This window comes from Spirosoma sp. 209 (genome assembly GCF_002006735.1).
Taxonomy (GTDB): domain Bacteria; phylum Bacteroidota; class Bacteroidia; order Cytophagales; family Spirosomataceae; genus Spirosoma; species Spirosoma sordidisoli.
In genome coordinates, this window is record NZ_MVEC01000001.1 from 506,671 (window position 1) to 520,425 (window position 13,755).

10 protein-coding genes are annotated in these 13,755 nt (G+C 58.2%); 3 read left to right on the forward strand and 7 right to left on the reverse strand.

Features of this window, described 5'->3' with window-relative positions; translation table 11 throughout:
• Window positions 1–221: 221 nt before the first annotated feature.
• Complete coding sequence (locus tag B1C80_RS02260) at window positions 222–1,217, reverse strand: MlaD family protein (RefSeq protein ID WP_077919412.1); 996 nt, start codon at window positions 1,215–1,217, stop codon at window positions 222–224.
• Between the two features lie 173 nt (window positions 1,218–1,390).
• Complete coding sequence (locus B1C80_RS02265; protein ID WP_077919616.1) at window positions 1,391–2,230, reverse strand: N-acetylmuramoyl-L-alanine amidase; 840 nt, start codon at window positions 2,228–2,230, stop codon at window positions 1,391–1,393.
• A 178-nt stretch (window positions 2,231–2,408) separates the two neighbouring features.
• Between B1C80_RS02265 and B1C80_RS02270 the strand changes: the two genes are divergently transcribed.
• The gene (locus tag B1C80_RS02270; protein ID WP_369822668.1) at window positions 2,409–5,543 is read left to right on the forward strand and encodes a putative LPS assembly protein LptD; all 3,135 of its coding nucleotides are present in this window, start codon (window positions 2,409–2,411) and stop codon (window positions 5,541–5,543) included.
• Window positions 5,544–5,636: 93 nt separating this feature from the next.
• Here the strand turns inward: B1C80_RS02270 and B1C80_RS02275 are convergent, their stop codons facing one another.
• Together B1C80_RS02275 and B1C80_RS02280 are read right to left on the reverse strand one after the other, a co-directional pair.
• Window positions 5,637–6,806, reverse strand: a complete 1,170-nt coding sequence (locus B1C80_RS02275) for a zinc-dependent alcohol dehydrogenase (RefSeq protein ID WP_077919413.1) — start codon at window positions 6,804–6,806, stop codon at window positions 5,637–5,639.
• The gene (locus B1C80_RS02280; RefSeq protein ID WP_077919414.1) at window positions 6,787–7,629 is read right to left on the reverse strand and encodes an SRPBCC family protein; all 843 of its coding nucleotides are present in this window, start codon (window positions 7,627–7,629) and stop codon (window positions 6,787–6,789) included. The genes B1C80_RS02275 and B1C80_RS02280 overlap by 20 nt, the downstream gene beginning before the upstream one ends.
• A 371-nt stretch (window positions 7,630–8,000) precedes the next feature.
• Between B1C80_RS02280 and gldG the strand changes: the two genes are divergently transcribed.
• Complete coding sequence (gene gldG / locus B1C80_RS02285) at window positions 8,001–9,668, forward strand: gliding motility-associated ABC transporter substrate-binding protein GldG (protein WP_077919415.1); 1,668 nt, start codon at window positions 8,001–8,003, stop codon at window positions 9,666–9,668.
• A gap of 6 nt (window positions 9,669–9,674) precedes the next feature.
• Window positions 9,675–10,730: a trans-acting enoyl reductase family protein gene (locus B1C80_RS02290; protein ID WP_077919416.1), complete on the forward strand. Its 1,056-nt coding sequence runs from the start codon at window positions 9,675–9,677 to the stop codon at window positions 10,728–10,730.
• 78 nt (window positions 10,731–10,808) lie between these two features.
• Here B1C80_RS02290 and B1C80_RS02295 read toward each other — a convergent pair whose 3' ends face one another.
• The 3 genes from B1C80_RS02295 to B1C80_RS02305 form a co-directional block, all read right to left on the reverse strand.
• On the reverse strand, window positions 10,809–11,312 hold the full coding sequence (locus B1C80_RS02295; RefSeq protein ID WP_077919417.1) for a DUF4126 family protein: 504 nt from the start codon (window positions 11,310–11,312) through the stop codon (window positions 10,809–10,811).
• A 9-nt stretch (window positions 11,313–11,321) separates the two neighbouring features.
• On the reverse strand, window positions 11,322–12,410 hold the full coding sequence (locus tag B1C80_RS02300; RefSeq protein ID WP_077919418.1) for an NAD(P)-dependent alcohol dehydrogenase: 1,089 nt from the start codon (window positions 12,408–12,410) through the stop codon (window positions 11,322–11,324).
• A 203-nt stretch (window positions 12,411–12,613) separates the two neighbouring features.
• Window positions 12,614–13,666 carry an SDR family oxidoreductase gene (locus B1C80_RS02305; RefSeq protein WP_077919419.1) on the reverse strand — a complete coding sequence of 351 codons (1,053 nt, stop codon included), beginning with the start codon at window positions 13,664–13,666 and terminating at the stop codon, window positions 12,614–12,616.
• Window positions 13,667–13,755 lie beyond the last annotated feature (89 nt).

A 13,755-nucleotide genomic window follows, 5' to 3' on the forward strand; every position in this document is an offset into this window, starting at 1 on the left:
TCCTGCGGGTGCCCACCGATTTTACCGACGCTGCGCTGTATAGGCCCTGACGGGCCTGGTCGCCTGGTCATGCGGGTGGGCCGTCGATTTCTACCGACGCTGCACGGTGGAGGCCCGGACGAGCCATGGTCTTGCAGGCGCCGTCGTACCTCAACCTCTACCGACGCTATGCGGTTGAGGCCATGGAAGGGGTGGTATGATGGAACGGCCTGCGCTGTGCTTTACTTGGTAGAATCGGCCTGGCTGGTGGCGTCTGTTGTGCTGGTGGGCTGCGTCCCGGTGGCCGTGCCGGTTTTGTCTTTGCGGCCGAAGAGCGAGAAATGGACGTAGCGCTTGGGGTTCTCGCGCAGGTCGGTCAGGAGTTTTTCGAGGCTGGCGGTCGTAGCGTTTACATTCCGGTACAGCTGCTCATCAGACGCCAGTTTACCCAGCGAACCCCGACCGTTGTTGATGTCGCCCAGAATCCGCTGCAGGTTGTCGACGGTTTTGTTCACGCTGCCGAGCGTCTGCTTCAGCTGCAGGCCCTGCAGCGAGTCGGCAAACGTATCGGCTTTGGCCAGAATAGGCTTGAGCTGGCGTTCCGTCTCGATCAGCGAAGCCGACAGCCGGTTCACATTGGCGAGCGTGGTTCGGAGGCCAGCGCGGTTCTCGGCAATGGTGAGGTCGAGCGTACCAACGGCGGCATTGGCACTGTTGAGTGTCTTGTTCAGCACAACGCCCGTCTGGTCAAACTGAGCCACCACCCGATTGAGCTGGTACGTCAGCGAGTCGACGTTGTTGAGCACCGGCAGGGTTTTTTCGCGGATAAGAGCTGTCAGGCCGGTTTCTTTGGTAGCGACCAGCTGACCACCTTCTTCCAGCTGGGGCGTGCCGGGTTTAACGACCAGCCGAATCGATTTGCCGCCCAGCAGCCCATCGTCGGCTAGGATAGCCTGCGAGCCCTGCGTAACCCGGATGTCGTTTTTCAGCTCCACCGTTACCAGCAGCTTATTGCCCTGATCCTGAAGAATATCGATTGATTTGACCTGCCCAACCGACAAGCCGTTGATCCTTACGGGATTAGAGGATGTCAGCCCGTCTACGTTGTCGTAGATGACCTGATAGGTTCGGTTATTGGAAAAGAAATCGGACCCTTTCAAGAACTCGAATCCGAAATAAAGCATCATCAGCGAGACGACAGCCAGTAAACCAACTTTTACTTCCTGCGATAGTTTCATGCGTGTGAAGAAGGTGAGCCGCCTTGCTCGGGGTACACCTGCCAATTAGACTTAACGTATAACCATCTTCGGCGCCTGTTTGTGCCCCTGAACGCCGAAAAAAGGACGAACGGCAATTTTACACCGTTCGTCCCGTGTCGTGTCTGGAGGCTTCCGCCCGCCGATCCGTCGGTTTACCCGTTGGCTTCAATTTCTTCTTTGTACTGTTCAAACGCCTTGTAAATAGCGTTGACCATGGTTTTCTGGCCTTCGTCCGACTTCAGATACAGTTCTTCGGCCGGGTTGGTCAGGTAGCCGCTTTCGATCAGAACGCTGGGCATAGTGGTTTTCCAGAGTACGATAAACCCGGCCTGTTTTACGCCGTTGCTTTTCCGTTCGGCATTCCGCCGAAAGCTGCGCTCTACCTTTTCGGCAAAGTTGATGCTGCTTTCCATGAACGCATGCTGATAATTGGCCAGCATGATGGTGGCCAGGGGCGAGTTGGGGTTGAAGCCTTTGTAGGTCTGCTGGTAATTTTTTTCCTGCAGGATTACGGCGTTTTCGCGCCGGGCCACGTCGAGGTTACTCTGGGTTCGGTGCAGCCCCAGGGTGTAGGTTTCGGTGCCATAAACCCGGTTGCTGGATGGGCTGGCGTTGCAGTGAATGGAGATGAACAGGTCGGCCCGATTCCGGTTGGCAATAGCCCCCCGCTCGTATAAATCGACGAAGTGGTCCGAAACCCGGGTGTAGATAACGCGAACGTCTGGATGATTTGCTTTAATTTTCCGGCCTAATTGCAATATGAGTTCCAGGTTGATGGTTTTCTCCTTGGCATATCGGCCGTGTGTACCGGGATCTTTACCGCCATGACCGGCGTCGAGCACGATGGTGCGGAGCCGGTTGGGGGCGGCAGACTCCTCGCTGCTTTCCTGGCTGGTGCGAATAGTATCCTGATTCAGATCAGCCTGAACAACGTCCGGAGAGACCACGGTCATGGCCAGCAGCGGCAGCGTTATCAGCAAACCGGTTGTCATTTTTCCGGGAGCCAGCAACAACGCCCGAACACCGGTTGATTTAATAATTTTTAACGGCTGAAAACGTTTCAAAGCGATAGTGGGATAATTGTTCGTGAATACCTTTGTAAGCCATAGGCTTAACGGCCAATTGGCAAATGTAATTTTTTTGATAGAACTGAAAAAAGGATACTTTATTTTGCGGCCCCTTCCAGCACGTCCGGCATGGCTTCGAGCCGCACTTTGTTTACTTCTGCTCTTCGGCAGCTATGTAGCACTGGCACAGGCAACAACCTCTCCGCAGTCAACGTCGGTACAGCCCGACAAGGGTGGACTTCCCCCCGCCACGGTACCCGCCCAGCGCGTGCCGAACGCAGCCTCCGGCGTGCCCTCGGTCGCTAACCCGGCCACCCGCTCCAATAACCCGGCCTCCACCACATCGACCGGCGCGACGACCACCACGGCCACTACCCCAGCCTCCCAGACCAGCACCCGCGGACGCCTGCAACCCGGTCTTGTATCGCCCAGCACCGTTCGGCCCCAGCGCCGGGTGGGTGGTGACTCGCTGCGTGTAGCCGCCGGTGACACCGCCCTGTCCGATACGACCCAGGCCGATCAGTTCAGTACAACAGTCAAGTATCAGGCCAAAGACTCTACCATCTACGCTGCCGATGGCCAGACGGTCGAGCTGTTCGGCGATGCCAGCGTTGAATACGGTGACATCTCGCTAAAAGCCGACTATATCCGTCTAAACTATCTTACTAACGAAGTATATGCCAAAGGTCGGTATGATTCGACAACAAAGAAGACAATCGGAAGACCCATTTTTCAGGATGGCGAAGGAAAATACGATACCAAAGAGATTCGCTACAACTTCAAAAGCAAGAAAGGGCGCATCCAGGGCGTCATTACGCAGCAGGGCGAGGGCAACATTCGGGGCACTACGGTAAAAAAAGATGCTGAAGATAACCTCTACATCGGCAAGGCGATCTACACCACCTGTAATCTGGCAACGCCCCACTTTCACATCAATGCCAGCAAACTGAAGGTGATTCATAACCGGCAGGTCGTGGCCGGGCCCTTCAACCTGGTCATCAACCAGATTCCGCTTCCGATCGGGCTGCCGTTTGGGTTTTTCCCGTTTCCGAAGCGAAAAGAAATCGGGGTATCGGGCGTTATCGTGCCGCAGTACGGCGAAGAACCCAACGGACGCGGCTTCTACCTGCGCGACGGCGGCTATTACTGGGCCGTGAGCGAGAACCTGGGGCTTCAGTTCAAAGGACAGATCTACTCGCGGGGGAGCTGGGGGCTGGGCGTCGCTTCGGCCTACAACAAACGGTATCGCTACAGCGGGGGTGTTGACCTGCGTTTTAACCGAAACCGCTCCGGCGACCGGGTCGATACCACCCAAACCCCGCGTAATGACTTTGCCTTTACCTGGTCGCACTCGCCGGTACCGCGCGGGCGGGGTAGTTTTTCGGCCAACGTAAACGTCAGCAGCAACAGCTACAACCAGTTCAACTCCTTCAACCAGCAGCAGTACATCTCCAACGTGGCGGGTTCGTCGGTCCAGTACAGCCGCACCTTCGGGCAGTTTGCACGGGCCGGGGCTAACGTCCGGGTGAACCAGCAGTTCGGGCAGGTAAACCAGCGCACCGGCGTGCGCGAGAACGGCAAAACCGACGTGTCGTCAGATTTCAACTTCGGCATCAACCAGATCTCGCCCTTCGCGCTCAAAGGGGGTACGGGCCGCTGGTACGAGAGTTTCCGGGTCGGTCTGGACGTTAGCGGGTCCATCACGATCAACAATACCATCCGCCGGCAGGTCGACACCACGGGACTGGGTTTTCCGGTTATCACTAACATCCCAACCATCAGCGCCATCGACCGGATTCTCGACAGCACCCGCCGGGCCAACAACATCCGGCTGGGTATCGTGGAGTCCGACCCGAACCTGATTGCCTTCAGCCTGGCCAACGCCGACCGGATCTGGGAAAACCGGGTTGTACAGGCCCGCTACAGCATTCCAATTTCGCTGCCCAACCTGAAGCTGTTCCGGTATATCAACCTGACGCCGGGTTTCGCCCTGCAGGGCGATATCTACAGCAAACGGCTCGATTATGTTTACGTTCAGGAAAACGACGCGGTTCGGATCGATACGGCCCGGGGCTTTTTCCCGTCGTATAACTTCTCGGTCAACGCCAGCATGAACACGCGCTTCTACGGCACGTACTTCATCCGCGGCAAACGCGTGGAGGCCATTCGCCATACGGTAGCGCCCTCCATATCGTTCAGCTACATACCCGACTTTACGAACCCCTCGTTCGGGCAGTTTCAGGTACTGCCGGCCGTAGGAAGCCTGGCCGCCCTGCCCGACTATCGCCGTACGCTCTCCCGGTTCAGGGGCCTGGGCGGCAGCGGTGGCAGCGGCAGTACCGAGTCGGCGTTTATCTCATTCGGCATTGTCAATCAGCTGGAGATGAAAGTCAGAACGCGGGGCGATACAACGGGGCAGGACTTCAAGAAGGTGCCGATCTTCGACAATATCAGCCTGACGGGCAGTTACAACATTCTGGCGCCCGACTACCAGCTTTCGCCCATTTCGGTCAACGCCAACACGCAGATTTTCAAGAACATCAGCTTCAACTTCTCGTCGACCTTCGATCCGTATGCTAACCGGGGCTACGGCGGCACTCCGCAGTATCTGCTCCAGGCCTATACGTTCGGTACCATACCCGTTCCGCCCCTGACGTACTCGCCCCTGATCCTGAACACGACCGAATACGTCAACCAGCAGTACGTTCGGGTGCCCAACCTGTACGCTTTTCAGGCCGGACAGGGGCTGCTGCGGCTCACCAACATACAGGCGTATCTGAGTGCCCGGTTTGCGCCCAAACAGGCCGACAAGCCCAAAACCAGCGCCAACGCCAGCGAGGCCCAGATGAAGGCCATCAACAACAACCCCGAGTTGTACGTCGACTTCAATATTCCGTGGTCGATCAACATGAGCTACACCTTCGGGCTTACCAAACTCACGCCGGAGCTATCGCAGGTGGTTCAGGCACTGACCCTGACGGGCGACCTGAGCCTGACGCCCAAATGGAAAATAACGGTGCAGACCGGTTACGACTTCCAGTTCCGCAGCCCGACCCTTACGACCATCGGCATCAATCGCGACCTCCACTGCTGGGAGATGGCCTTCAACTGGACGCCCTACTCCGGCAGCAACATCCGGGCTGGCAACTACTCCTTCGACCTGCGCGCCCGCTCGTCCATTCTGCAGGAGCTCAAACTGAGCCGCCGTCGCAGCTTCTACGACCGGGGCGGGTTTTAACTGAGGGAGTTGTCTATTGAGTGATTGAGTGGACGGCCTGGTCGACACAAAAAACAATTCACTCAATCACTCAATAGACAACTCACTCAATAATCACGGGGTGAATACGACGCGCATGACATCGTCGGCACGTTTGCTGAAGAGGTCGTAGCCTTTCATGCCATCGTCCAGCGACATGCGGTGGGTTACCAGAAACCCGGTGTCGGCCTGTCCGTTGGCTACGTACTCCATGAGCCGGGGCATGTATTTCTGCGCGTGGAGCTGCCCCATCCGGAACGTGAGCGCTTTGTTCATGGCTGCGCCCATCGGCATACTGTCGATGAATCCGGCGTAGACGCCCACGATCGATACCGTCCCGCCTTTGCGGCACGCCATGATAGCCTGACGCAAAACAATAGCCCGATCGATCTCCAGCCCCGCAAACTGCTTGGCTTTATCGTAATAGTATTGTACGCTATCATCTACCGACTCCAGGCCAACGGCATCGATACAGCGGTCGGGACCCCGGCCGCCGGTCATCTCGCGGAGCGCTTCGAGTACGTCGACTTTCGAGAAATCGAGGGTTTCGGCTTTGCCAACGCGCCGGGCGGTTTCGAGTCGGTTGGGCTCGCGGTCGATGGCAATGACCCGCTCGGCCCCCAGCAGAAATGCGCTTTGGATAGCCATCTGACCAACGCCACCGCAGCCCCATACCGCTACCGTATCGCCCGGCTGGATACCGCACATGTCGGCCGCCATGAACCCAGTCGGAAACGCGTCGCCCAGGAATACCGCCTGCTCATCGGTCAGCCGTTCGTCTACCTTGAACATGCCCACATCGGCAAACGGAACCCGGATATACTCGGCATGGCTACCCGCATAGCCGCCAAACGAGTGGGTATATCCGAAGATGGCGGCCGGCGAATCACCCATAATTTTTTCGGGCATGAACGCGTTGGGGTTCGAGTTGTCGCAGAGGGAGTAGGAACCCGTTGAGCAGTAGGTACAATGACCGCAGCCGATGGTTGCCGCCACCGATACCCGGTCGCCTTTTTTCAGGTTCGTGATGCCGGACCCCGTCTCTACGACCTCGCCCATAAATTCATGACCGATAATGTCACCCTCACGCATGGTGGGGATGTAGCCGTTGATCAGGTGCAGGTCTGACCCGCAAACGGCTGTCTTCCGGACTTTGATAATGGCATCGCGCGGATTCAGGATTTCCGGGTCAGGTACCCGCTCCACGCGCAGGTCGTATTTTCCGTTATAGCACAACGCCTTCATGTTCCTTGTGTTTAGTGGGTTGTTTCTTCGGGATCGACTCGTGCTCGTTCGCCCGGCCCGACGGCTGGCCGGTTATCGTCGGTATTTCACCCGCTTCGAGCAGGCGTTTGAACCGGCGAATATCTTCTTTGATCATCTGTTTGAAAGCCGGGTTGAACAGCTTTACCACCGCTTCGCCGATAATGCCTTCGGGCGCGCGGTATTTGATGGTAGCATGCACCTCGGTGCCCCAGTTGCCCGGCGCGTCGATGAACCGGACCTCGCCCGAATTATCGACGGTAGCGCCCGGTACCGAACGCCAGACCAGGCGGCTGTTTTCTTCCTCCTCCACAATCTCGGCATCCCATTCCACGGCTGGTAAAGCCCGGGTTAGCGCATTGCCGGTGCTCACCTTGGCAACCCAGTGCGACCGCAGGTTGTCGGTTTGGGTAACCGATTCGAGGTGCTGCATGAATAGCGGCAGGTTCTCCAGCTGACGCCAGAAGCGGTACACCTCTTCGCGGGGTTTATTGATGGTAACGCTTTTGCTGATTTCGACCACGTCGGTTTCGGTTTTCTCGCCCGATGTGTCGCGGCCAATGGCGCTGTTGATGGGGCAGTAGCCAGTGGCCCCCCGGTAGGTCAGTACGCCACCCAGGGCGGCTGTGAGCAATCCGCCCAGCCCTCCGCGCCGAAGCCCTATGGTAAGCAGCAACGCACCGGCTCCCACCGACAGGTAGCGCTCGGTCGGTCCGACATTGATCAGACTCGATCCGCTCGGAATCGGGTCGACAGGGGCTATATCAAGCACACCACTTTTTGCTAATTCCGTTGTTTTTGCCATGATGATCGGGTAGTTAGTTTACTCTACTTTTTAACCAGAGTATTTAGGGAATGTTAAGAAGACCAGGCAAATATGAGCCTGGGGCATGGGCGGGCTATGGCGCTCGTGGAAACAGCCTGGCAGGCACCACACGCCAAAATCCCGTATCTTGCCCACCGGAACCCTGCGTAGAGACGCGATCGCACCGGCCCTCGCGTCTCCTGGGTGCCAGCCAATTTTCCTACGAAACCAATGGCTGACGCATAGGAGACGCGAAACCAATGGCTGACGCATGTGAGACGCGAAACCAATGGCTGACGCATGTGAGACGCGAGGGATCGCGTCTCTACAGGGGAGACATTTTGGGGGTATTTGTTCGTTACTATAGTTGTATGAAATCCGCTTCGGTACAAACGCTTTTGATTGTGGCGGCTCTGGTGGCCGTCAATGTGCTGTCTGCTTTTGTGTTTTTCCGGCTCGATCTGACCGAAGAGAAACGGTATACCCTCTCCGACGCTACCCGCACGCTCCTGGCCGAACTTCCCGACGACATTCACGTCGACGTATACCTCACCGGCGATCTGCCCCCCGCGTTTAAACGACTCGAAAACGCCGTGCGCGAAACGCTGGACGAGTTTCAGGTCCAGGCGGGCAAGACCGTTACTTTCCGCTTCATCGACCCCGACGTAGTTACGAACGTAGACGAAAAGAACAAACTCATCGATCGGCTCCAGCAGCGCGGTCTGCTCCCCACCAACCTGGTTGCGAACGAAGGCGGCAAACGCACCGAAAAGCTGGTTTTTCCGGGGGCTATCGTCTCCTACAAGGGCAAAGAAACGGCCGTACTGCTGCTGAAAGGCAACAAAGCGGCCTCGAAAGAAGAACAGCTGAACCAGTCGTACGAAGGGGTGGAGTTCGAACTGGCGTCGGCCATCCGGAAGCTGACCCAAACCGAGGGTAACCGTCGGCGGGTAGGGCTACTCTACAGCCATACGCAGGTGCCGCCGTCACGTTTTGCCGACCTGCTGGCCTCCGTGCAGCAGAGCTACGACCTGTTTTTCATCGATCTGAGCAAACCCGGCCCCATTACGGGCCTCGACGCCGTGCTGGTTCCCAAACCCGATCGTCCTTTTTCCGACGACGAACTCTTTAAGCTCGACCAGTACGTCGTCAACGGCGGACGGGCCTTGTTCTTCGTTGACGGCCAGCGCATCGACAGTGTCAGCAACGAAGGCAACTACGCCCAGCCGCTGAACCTCAACCTCGACGAGCTGTTTTTCCGATGGGGCGTGCGCGTCAACCGCGATGTGGTGAAAGATATGTACTGCGCCCCCATCCCGCTCAACGTGGGTAACCTCGGCGACAAACCCAATATTCAGCTGCTGCCGTGGCGATTTTTTCCGCTGCTGAACAACTTCGGCACCTCCGGCAATCCCATTGTCCGAAACCTCGACGCGGTACTGGGCCGGTTCATCAGCACCCTGGATACGGTACAGGCGCCGGGCATCCGGAAAATTCCGCTGCTGATGACTTCGCCCTACACGCAGGTGCTGAAAACGCCCGCGCTGATCTCGTATAACGAAGCCCGTCAGCAACCCGATCCGCAAACCTACACGGGTGGGGTTCGGCTGGTGGGCTGCCTGCTCGAAGGCCGGTTTCAGTCCGTATACGCCAACCGGATTCTGCCGGGCGATGCGCGGGCCGCCGGGTTCAGGGCCAGTGGCGAGCCGAGCCGGGTACTGATCTGCGCCGATGGCGATCTGGTCATCAACGATGTCGACTACAAACGAAACACGCCCTATCCGCTCGGCTTCGACCGGTTCACGCGCAGTACGTTTGCCAACAAGGATTTCGCGCTTAACGCCGTCGACTATCTGGTCGACCCGAACGGCGTCATCGCGGCCCGTACCCGGTCGGTAGCCCTGCGCCCACTCGACAAAATCCGGCTCAACGCCAACCGAACGGGCTGGCAGTTGCTGAACCTGCTCGGTCCGCTGGCGCTGGTAGGGCTGGTCGGTCTGGTCTGGCAGGTAGTTCGCCGACGTCGGTATACGCACTAATTCGCTATGGCTACCAACACCTTTCTGCTGTACGGCGCCAACGGCTATACGGCCCGGCTCATGCTCGACCGGCTTGCCGCGTTTGGTCTGAGGCCGGTCCTGGCGGGGCGTAACGAAGCCAGACTCCGCCCCCTGGCCGAGCAGTATGGCCTGTCATACCGGGTGGCGGATCTGAGCGATGCCACGGCCCTCGATGCGGCCTTAGCCGACATGCCGGTGGTGCTGCACTGCGCCGGGCCTTTCTCCCAAACGGCAGCTCCCATGCAGGAAGCCTGCCTGCGCACCGGAACTCACTACCTCGACATTACGGGCGAGGTGGCCGTATTTGAACACGGGTTCTCCCTGCATGAAGCGGCTGTAAACCGGAATATCATGCTGATGTCGGGCGTGGGTTTCGACGTGGTGCCGACCGACTGTATGGCGCGTTATCTGCACGAGCGGCTACCCGATGCCACCCACCTCCAACTGGCTTTCGCCAATGAAGAAGGTGCCCTATCGCACGGTACGGCGCAAACGGCACTCGAAGGGTTGGGCGCGGGCGGCATGATTCGGCAGAACGGTCGGCTCGTTCCGGTTCCCTACGTCCACCATACCCTAACGGTCGATTTCGGCAACGGCCAACCGCAGCCCTGTATGGCGATTCCGTGGGGCGACCTCTCGACGGCCTACCGTACGACCGGCATCCCGACTATCGAAACCTACATGGGCACCACAACCCGGCAGATCCGGATGGCCCGGCTGGGCAATTACCTCGGCTGGCTCGTACGCCTGCCGTGGGTTCAGTCGTTTCTGCGTCGTCAGATCGCCAGCCGCGTTACCGGCCCCGACGAAACGGTTCGGCAGCGTGCCCGTACGCACGTCTGGGGTCGCGCTCGCAACGCCCAGGGCCAGACTGTAGAAGCCCGGCAGCACGGGCCCGAAGGCTATACGCTCACCGCCGAGGCCGCCCTGACCATTACCCGGCATGTTTTGAACGGAAACTGGAAGGCTGGCTACCAGACCCCCGCCGGGCTGTACGGAGCCGACCTGATTCTGGAACTACCCGGTACCTCGCGCGGATAAGCCTACGTCTGTATACAGTCCGGCCGCAGCCAGACCCCGTTTGGGAGCTGGCTGCGGCCGATATAATTTCGAGTTCGTTTACTGAGCCCGGTTCAGCTGCGGAGCGGGCTGCATGGCGTTAACGATGGACCAGCCCACCCCGATGGCCAGGGCGTCTTCGGCCAGCGCCACTACCGGATCGGGCACGCCCAGCTCGTGGGTTAACCATTGCCGAAGCCGGAAGAATGCCAGCGTGCCAACAACTGTACCCAGTCCGCCCACTACGGCGCCCACCGGAATGTCGGCCCCTTCGGCCTGGCTCAGGAATCCTCCGCAGGTAGCCCCCGAGGCAATGCGGGCGCCAAATTCAGGCGCGAAAGTGCGGTCAGGCACATTCGGAATTTTATCGCCCAGTATCTCGATACCGGCAATGGCTTTCAGGCCCAGCGAGACCGGCGGCAACGTGAGGTAATGAATCGGTTTCTGCGGCTCTTTGGCCGGCATCGTGCGGGCTAGCTTATGACTAAGCAGGGCCGGGGCGACCAGCGAGCGCATGCCCGCTACCACGCCCAGACCAAAGGCCCGAAAATACGTTTGAACCATATCGGTAGGTTAGTTTTCGTCTTTGAGCGTTTGCATGTCGATGACGAACCGGAACCGGACATCGTTATCCAGCATCCGGTCGTAAGCCTTGTTGACATCCTGAATCGGAATCAGTTCGATGTCGGGCGCAATGGCATGTTCAGCGCAGAAATCGAGGACTTCCTGCGTTTCCTGAATACTACCAATCAGCGAACCCGACAGCGTACGCCGGTGAAACGCCACTTCCATGTTGTTGGAAGCGCTTTTGAACTTACCCAGCATACCCACAACGACCAGCGCGCCGTCGCGCTTGACCAGCTTGACGTAGGGGTTGATGTCGAAGGCGTCGGGAATGGTAATCAGGATCAGGTCGAACGCCAGCTCACTGGCTTTCATGGCTTCTTTATCGGTCGAGACGATGACCGTTTGTGCACCCAGCGCTTCCGCATCAGCTTTTTTGTCGCCCGTATGCGAGATGACTGTCACCTCGGCCCCCATCGCTTTGGCCAGTTGCACCGCCATATGACCAAGGCCACCCAGACCGACCACGGCTACTTTATCGCCCGGTTGGGTATTCCAGTGCTTCAGCGGAGAATAAGTCGTTACGCCCGCGCAGAGGATGGGCGCAGCGGCCTTGATGTCGAGCGCTTCGGGGATGCGGAGCACGAACGATTCTTTAACCACAATGGTCGTTGAATAGCCGCCAAAGGTATTGTAGCCGCTCCCGTCGGGCTTCATGTAGCCATTGTAGGTAGCCGTCCAGCCAACGGGGCCTTCGCAGTATTGTTCGGTCCCTTCCTGACACGAGTGGCACTGCCCGCAGGAGTCGACCATACAGCCAACGCCTACCAGATCGCCCTCGTTGAACGTACGAACGGCGCTGCCTACCTGTACCACCCGCCCAACAATTTCATGGCCGGGTACGCAGGGATAAATCGTGTTGCCCCAGTCGTTCTTGACCTGGTGCAGATCGGAGTGGCAGACGCCACAGTACAGGACATCGATCTGTACTTCGTCGGCCTGGGGAGCGCTCCGCTCGATGTCCATCCGGGACAGGCGGCTGAGCGAGTCGATGAGCGAGGCTTTCGCTCCGTATGCTTTCGTTTTTATTGCTTCCATACCATTTTTCTGCCCTTCTGCCGACCAGACCGGCTCCGGGAAATGTATTACTTTACTAGTCTATCAAACAGGCGTCGGACCACTCGTGCGGCAGTAACACGCCATCCGGACAGGAGACGCAAGGGGTTGCGTCTCTACAACCCTGGTTCGTGTTCCCACAGACCAGGGTTGTAGAGACGCGCGAACCACGGTGGGGTCGGCTTTTAGGCCAGGGCCTCTTCTACGGTTGATTTGGCGTTGTGGTAGGCTCCTTTTACCGAGTCGCTGACCGCGCCGATCGCGTTTTGCGCCGACCGGCTGGCTTTGTGCGCTTTGTAACGGTACCGGGCTTTGTCGTACGGACTGATGGTCGGCACCGACAGCCGGTTACTGCGTGATAACAGCCATATACCACCCACTACGGCGGCCGCTACGCCCAGCGCAATAGCAATGGTTTGCTTCTGCTGTTGTTCGGCTTCGTCTTTCGGGGTCATGTCCCTGCGAACGCCAGCCGCCAGCAGCGGATCGGGCAACAAGTGGGCCATGGCTACGCGGGCCTTGTTCATCCAGCCCGCCACCACGTGGTCTTTGCCAGCCATGAGGGCCTGATAGCCTTCTTTGGCCACCGCAGCCGGGTCGGCCGTTTTCTGCGGATCGGCGCCTTTTACGTCGGCCGCACCCGCCACGTTGAAGAAGTTGGTGTTCGTAGCGCCCGGCATCAGCACCGTAACCGTTATATTGGTGTCTTTCAGCTCGTCCCGGATCGCTTCCGAGAACGACTTGATAAACGCCTTCGTGGCTCCGTAAACCGCCATCATTGGATTCGGGAAAACCGACACTTCAGAACCCAGCATTAGAATTTTGCCGTCGTTGCGGCTCACCATGTCTTTCAGGTACAGCTTGGTCAGGTGCATGAGCGCAATGGCGTTGACCTGCACCACGCTCAGCTCTTTCTGCAAATCGGTCTGGGTGGCAAACTGGCCGTACTCACCGAACCCGGCATCGTTGACCAGCACGTCGATCTGAAGACCCTGTCCGCTGGTTTCGGCGTAGATTTCTTCCGGTGCGTTCGGATCGGCCAGGTCTTTCCGGATGATCGTAGCGGTGGTGCCGTATTGATTTTTGAAGTTATAGGCCTGCTGCTGCAGCGTTTCTTCATCACGCCCCACCAGCACCAGGTTGTAGCCATCTTTGGCGAAAAGCCGCGTCAGTTCGCGACCGATACCGCTCGATGCACCCGTAATCAGAACCGTTTTTCCGTTTGTCTGCGTTTCCATAGTTGAGTTTGAGTAAGCAGACACCTGGGCCATGCCATCGCGACAGATCGCCTGACCCAGGTGCTGTAAGTTATTGGTACGATTGTTAG

What these genes read in the sequence shown, in the direction of transcription:
- B1C80_RS02260 (WP_077919412.1), bottom strand. Translation starts at nt 1,217, where the DNA reads ATGAAACTATCGCAGGAAGTAAAAGTTGGTTTACTGGCTGTCGTCTCG.
- B1C80_RS02265 (WP_077919616.1), bottom strand. Translation starts at nt 2,230, where the DNA reads ATGACAACCGGTTTGCTGATAACGCTGCCGCTGCTGGCCATGACCGTG.
- B1C80_RS02275 (WP_077919413.1), bottom strand. Translation starts at nt 6,806, where the DNA reads ATGAAGGCGTTGTGCTATAACGGAAAATACGACCTGCGCGTGGAGCGG.
- B1C80_RS02280 (WP_077919414.1), bottom strand. Translation starts at nt 7,629, where the DNA reads ATGGCAAAAACAACGGAATTAGCAAAAAGTGGTGTGCTTGATATAGCC.
- gldG (WP_077919415.1), top strand. Translation starts at nt 8,001, where the DNA reads ATGAAATCCGCTTCGGTACAAACGCTTTTGATTGTGGCGGCTCTGGTG.
- B1C80_RS02290 (WP_077919416.1), top strand. Translation starts at nt 9,675, where the DNA reads ATGGCTACCAACACCTTTCTGCTGTACGGCGCCAACGGCTATACGGCC.
- B1C80_RS02295 (WP_077919417.1), bottom strand. Translation starts at nt 11,312, where the DNA reads ATGGTTCAAACGTATTTTCGGGCCTTTGGTCTGGGCGTGGTAGCGGGC.
- B1C80_RS02300 (WP_077919418.1), bottom strand. Translation starts at nt 12,410, where the DNA reads ATGGAAGCAATAAAAACGAAAGCATACGGAGCGAAAGCCTCGCTCATC.
- B1C80_RS02305 (WP_077919419.1), bottom strand. Translation starts at nt 13,666, where the DNA reads ATGGAAACGCAGACAAACGGAAAAACGGTTCTGATTACGGGTGCATCG.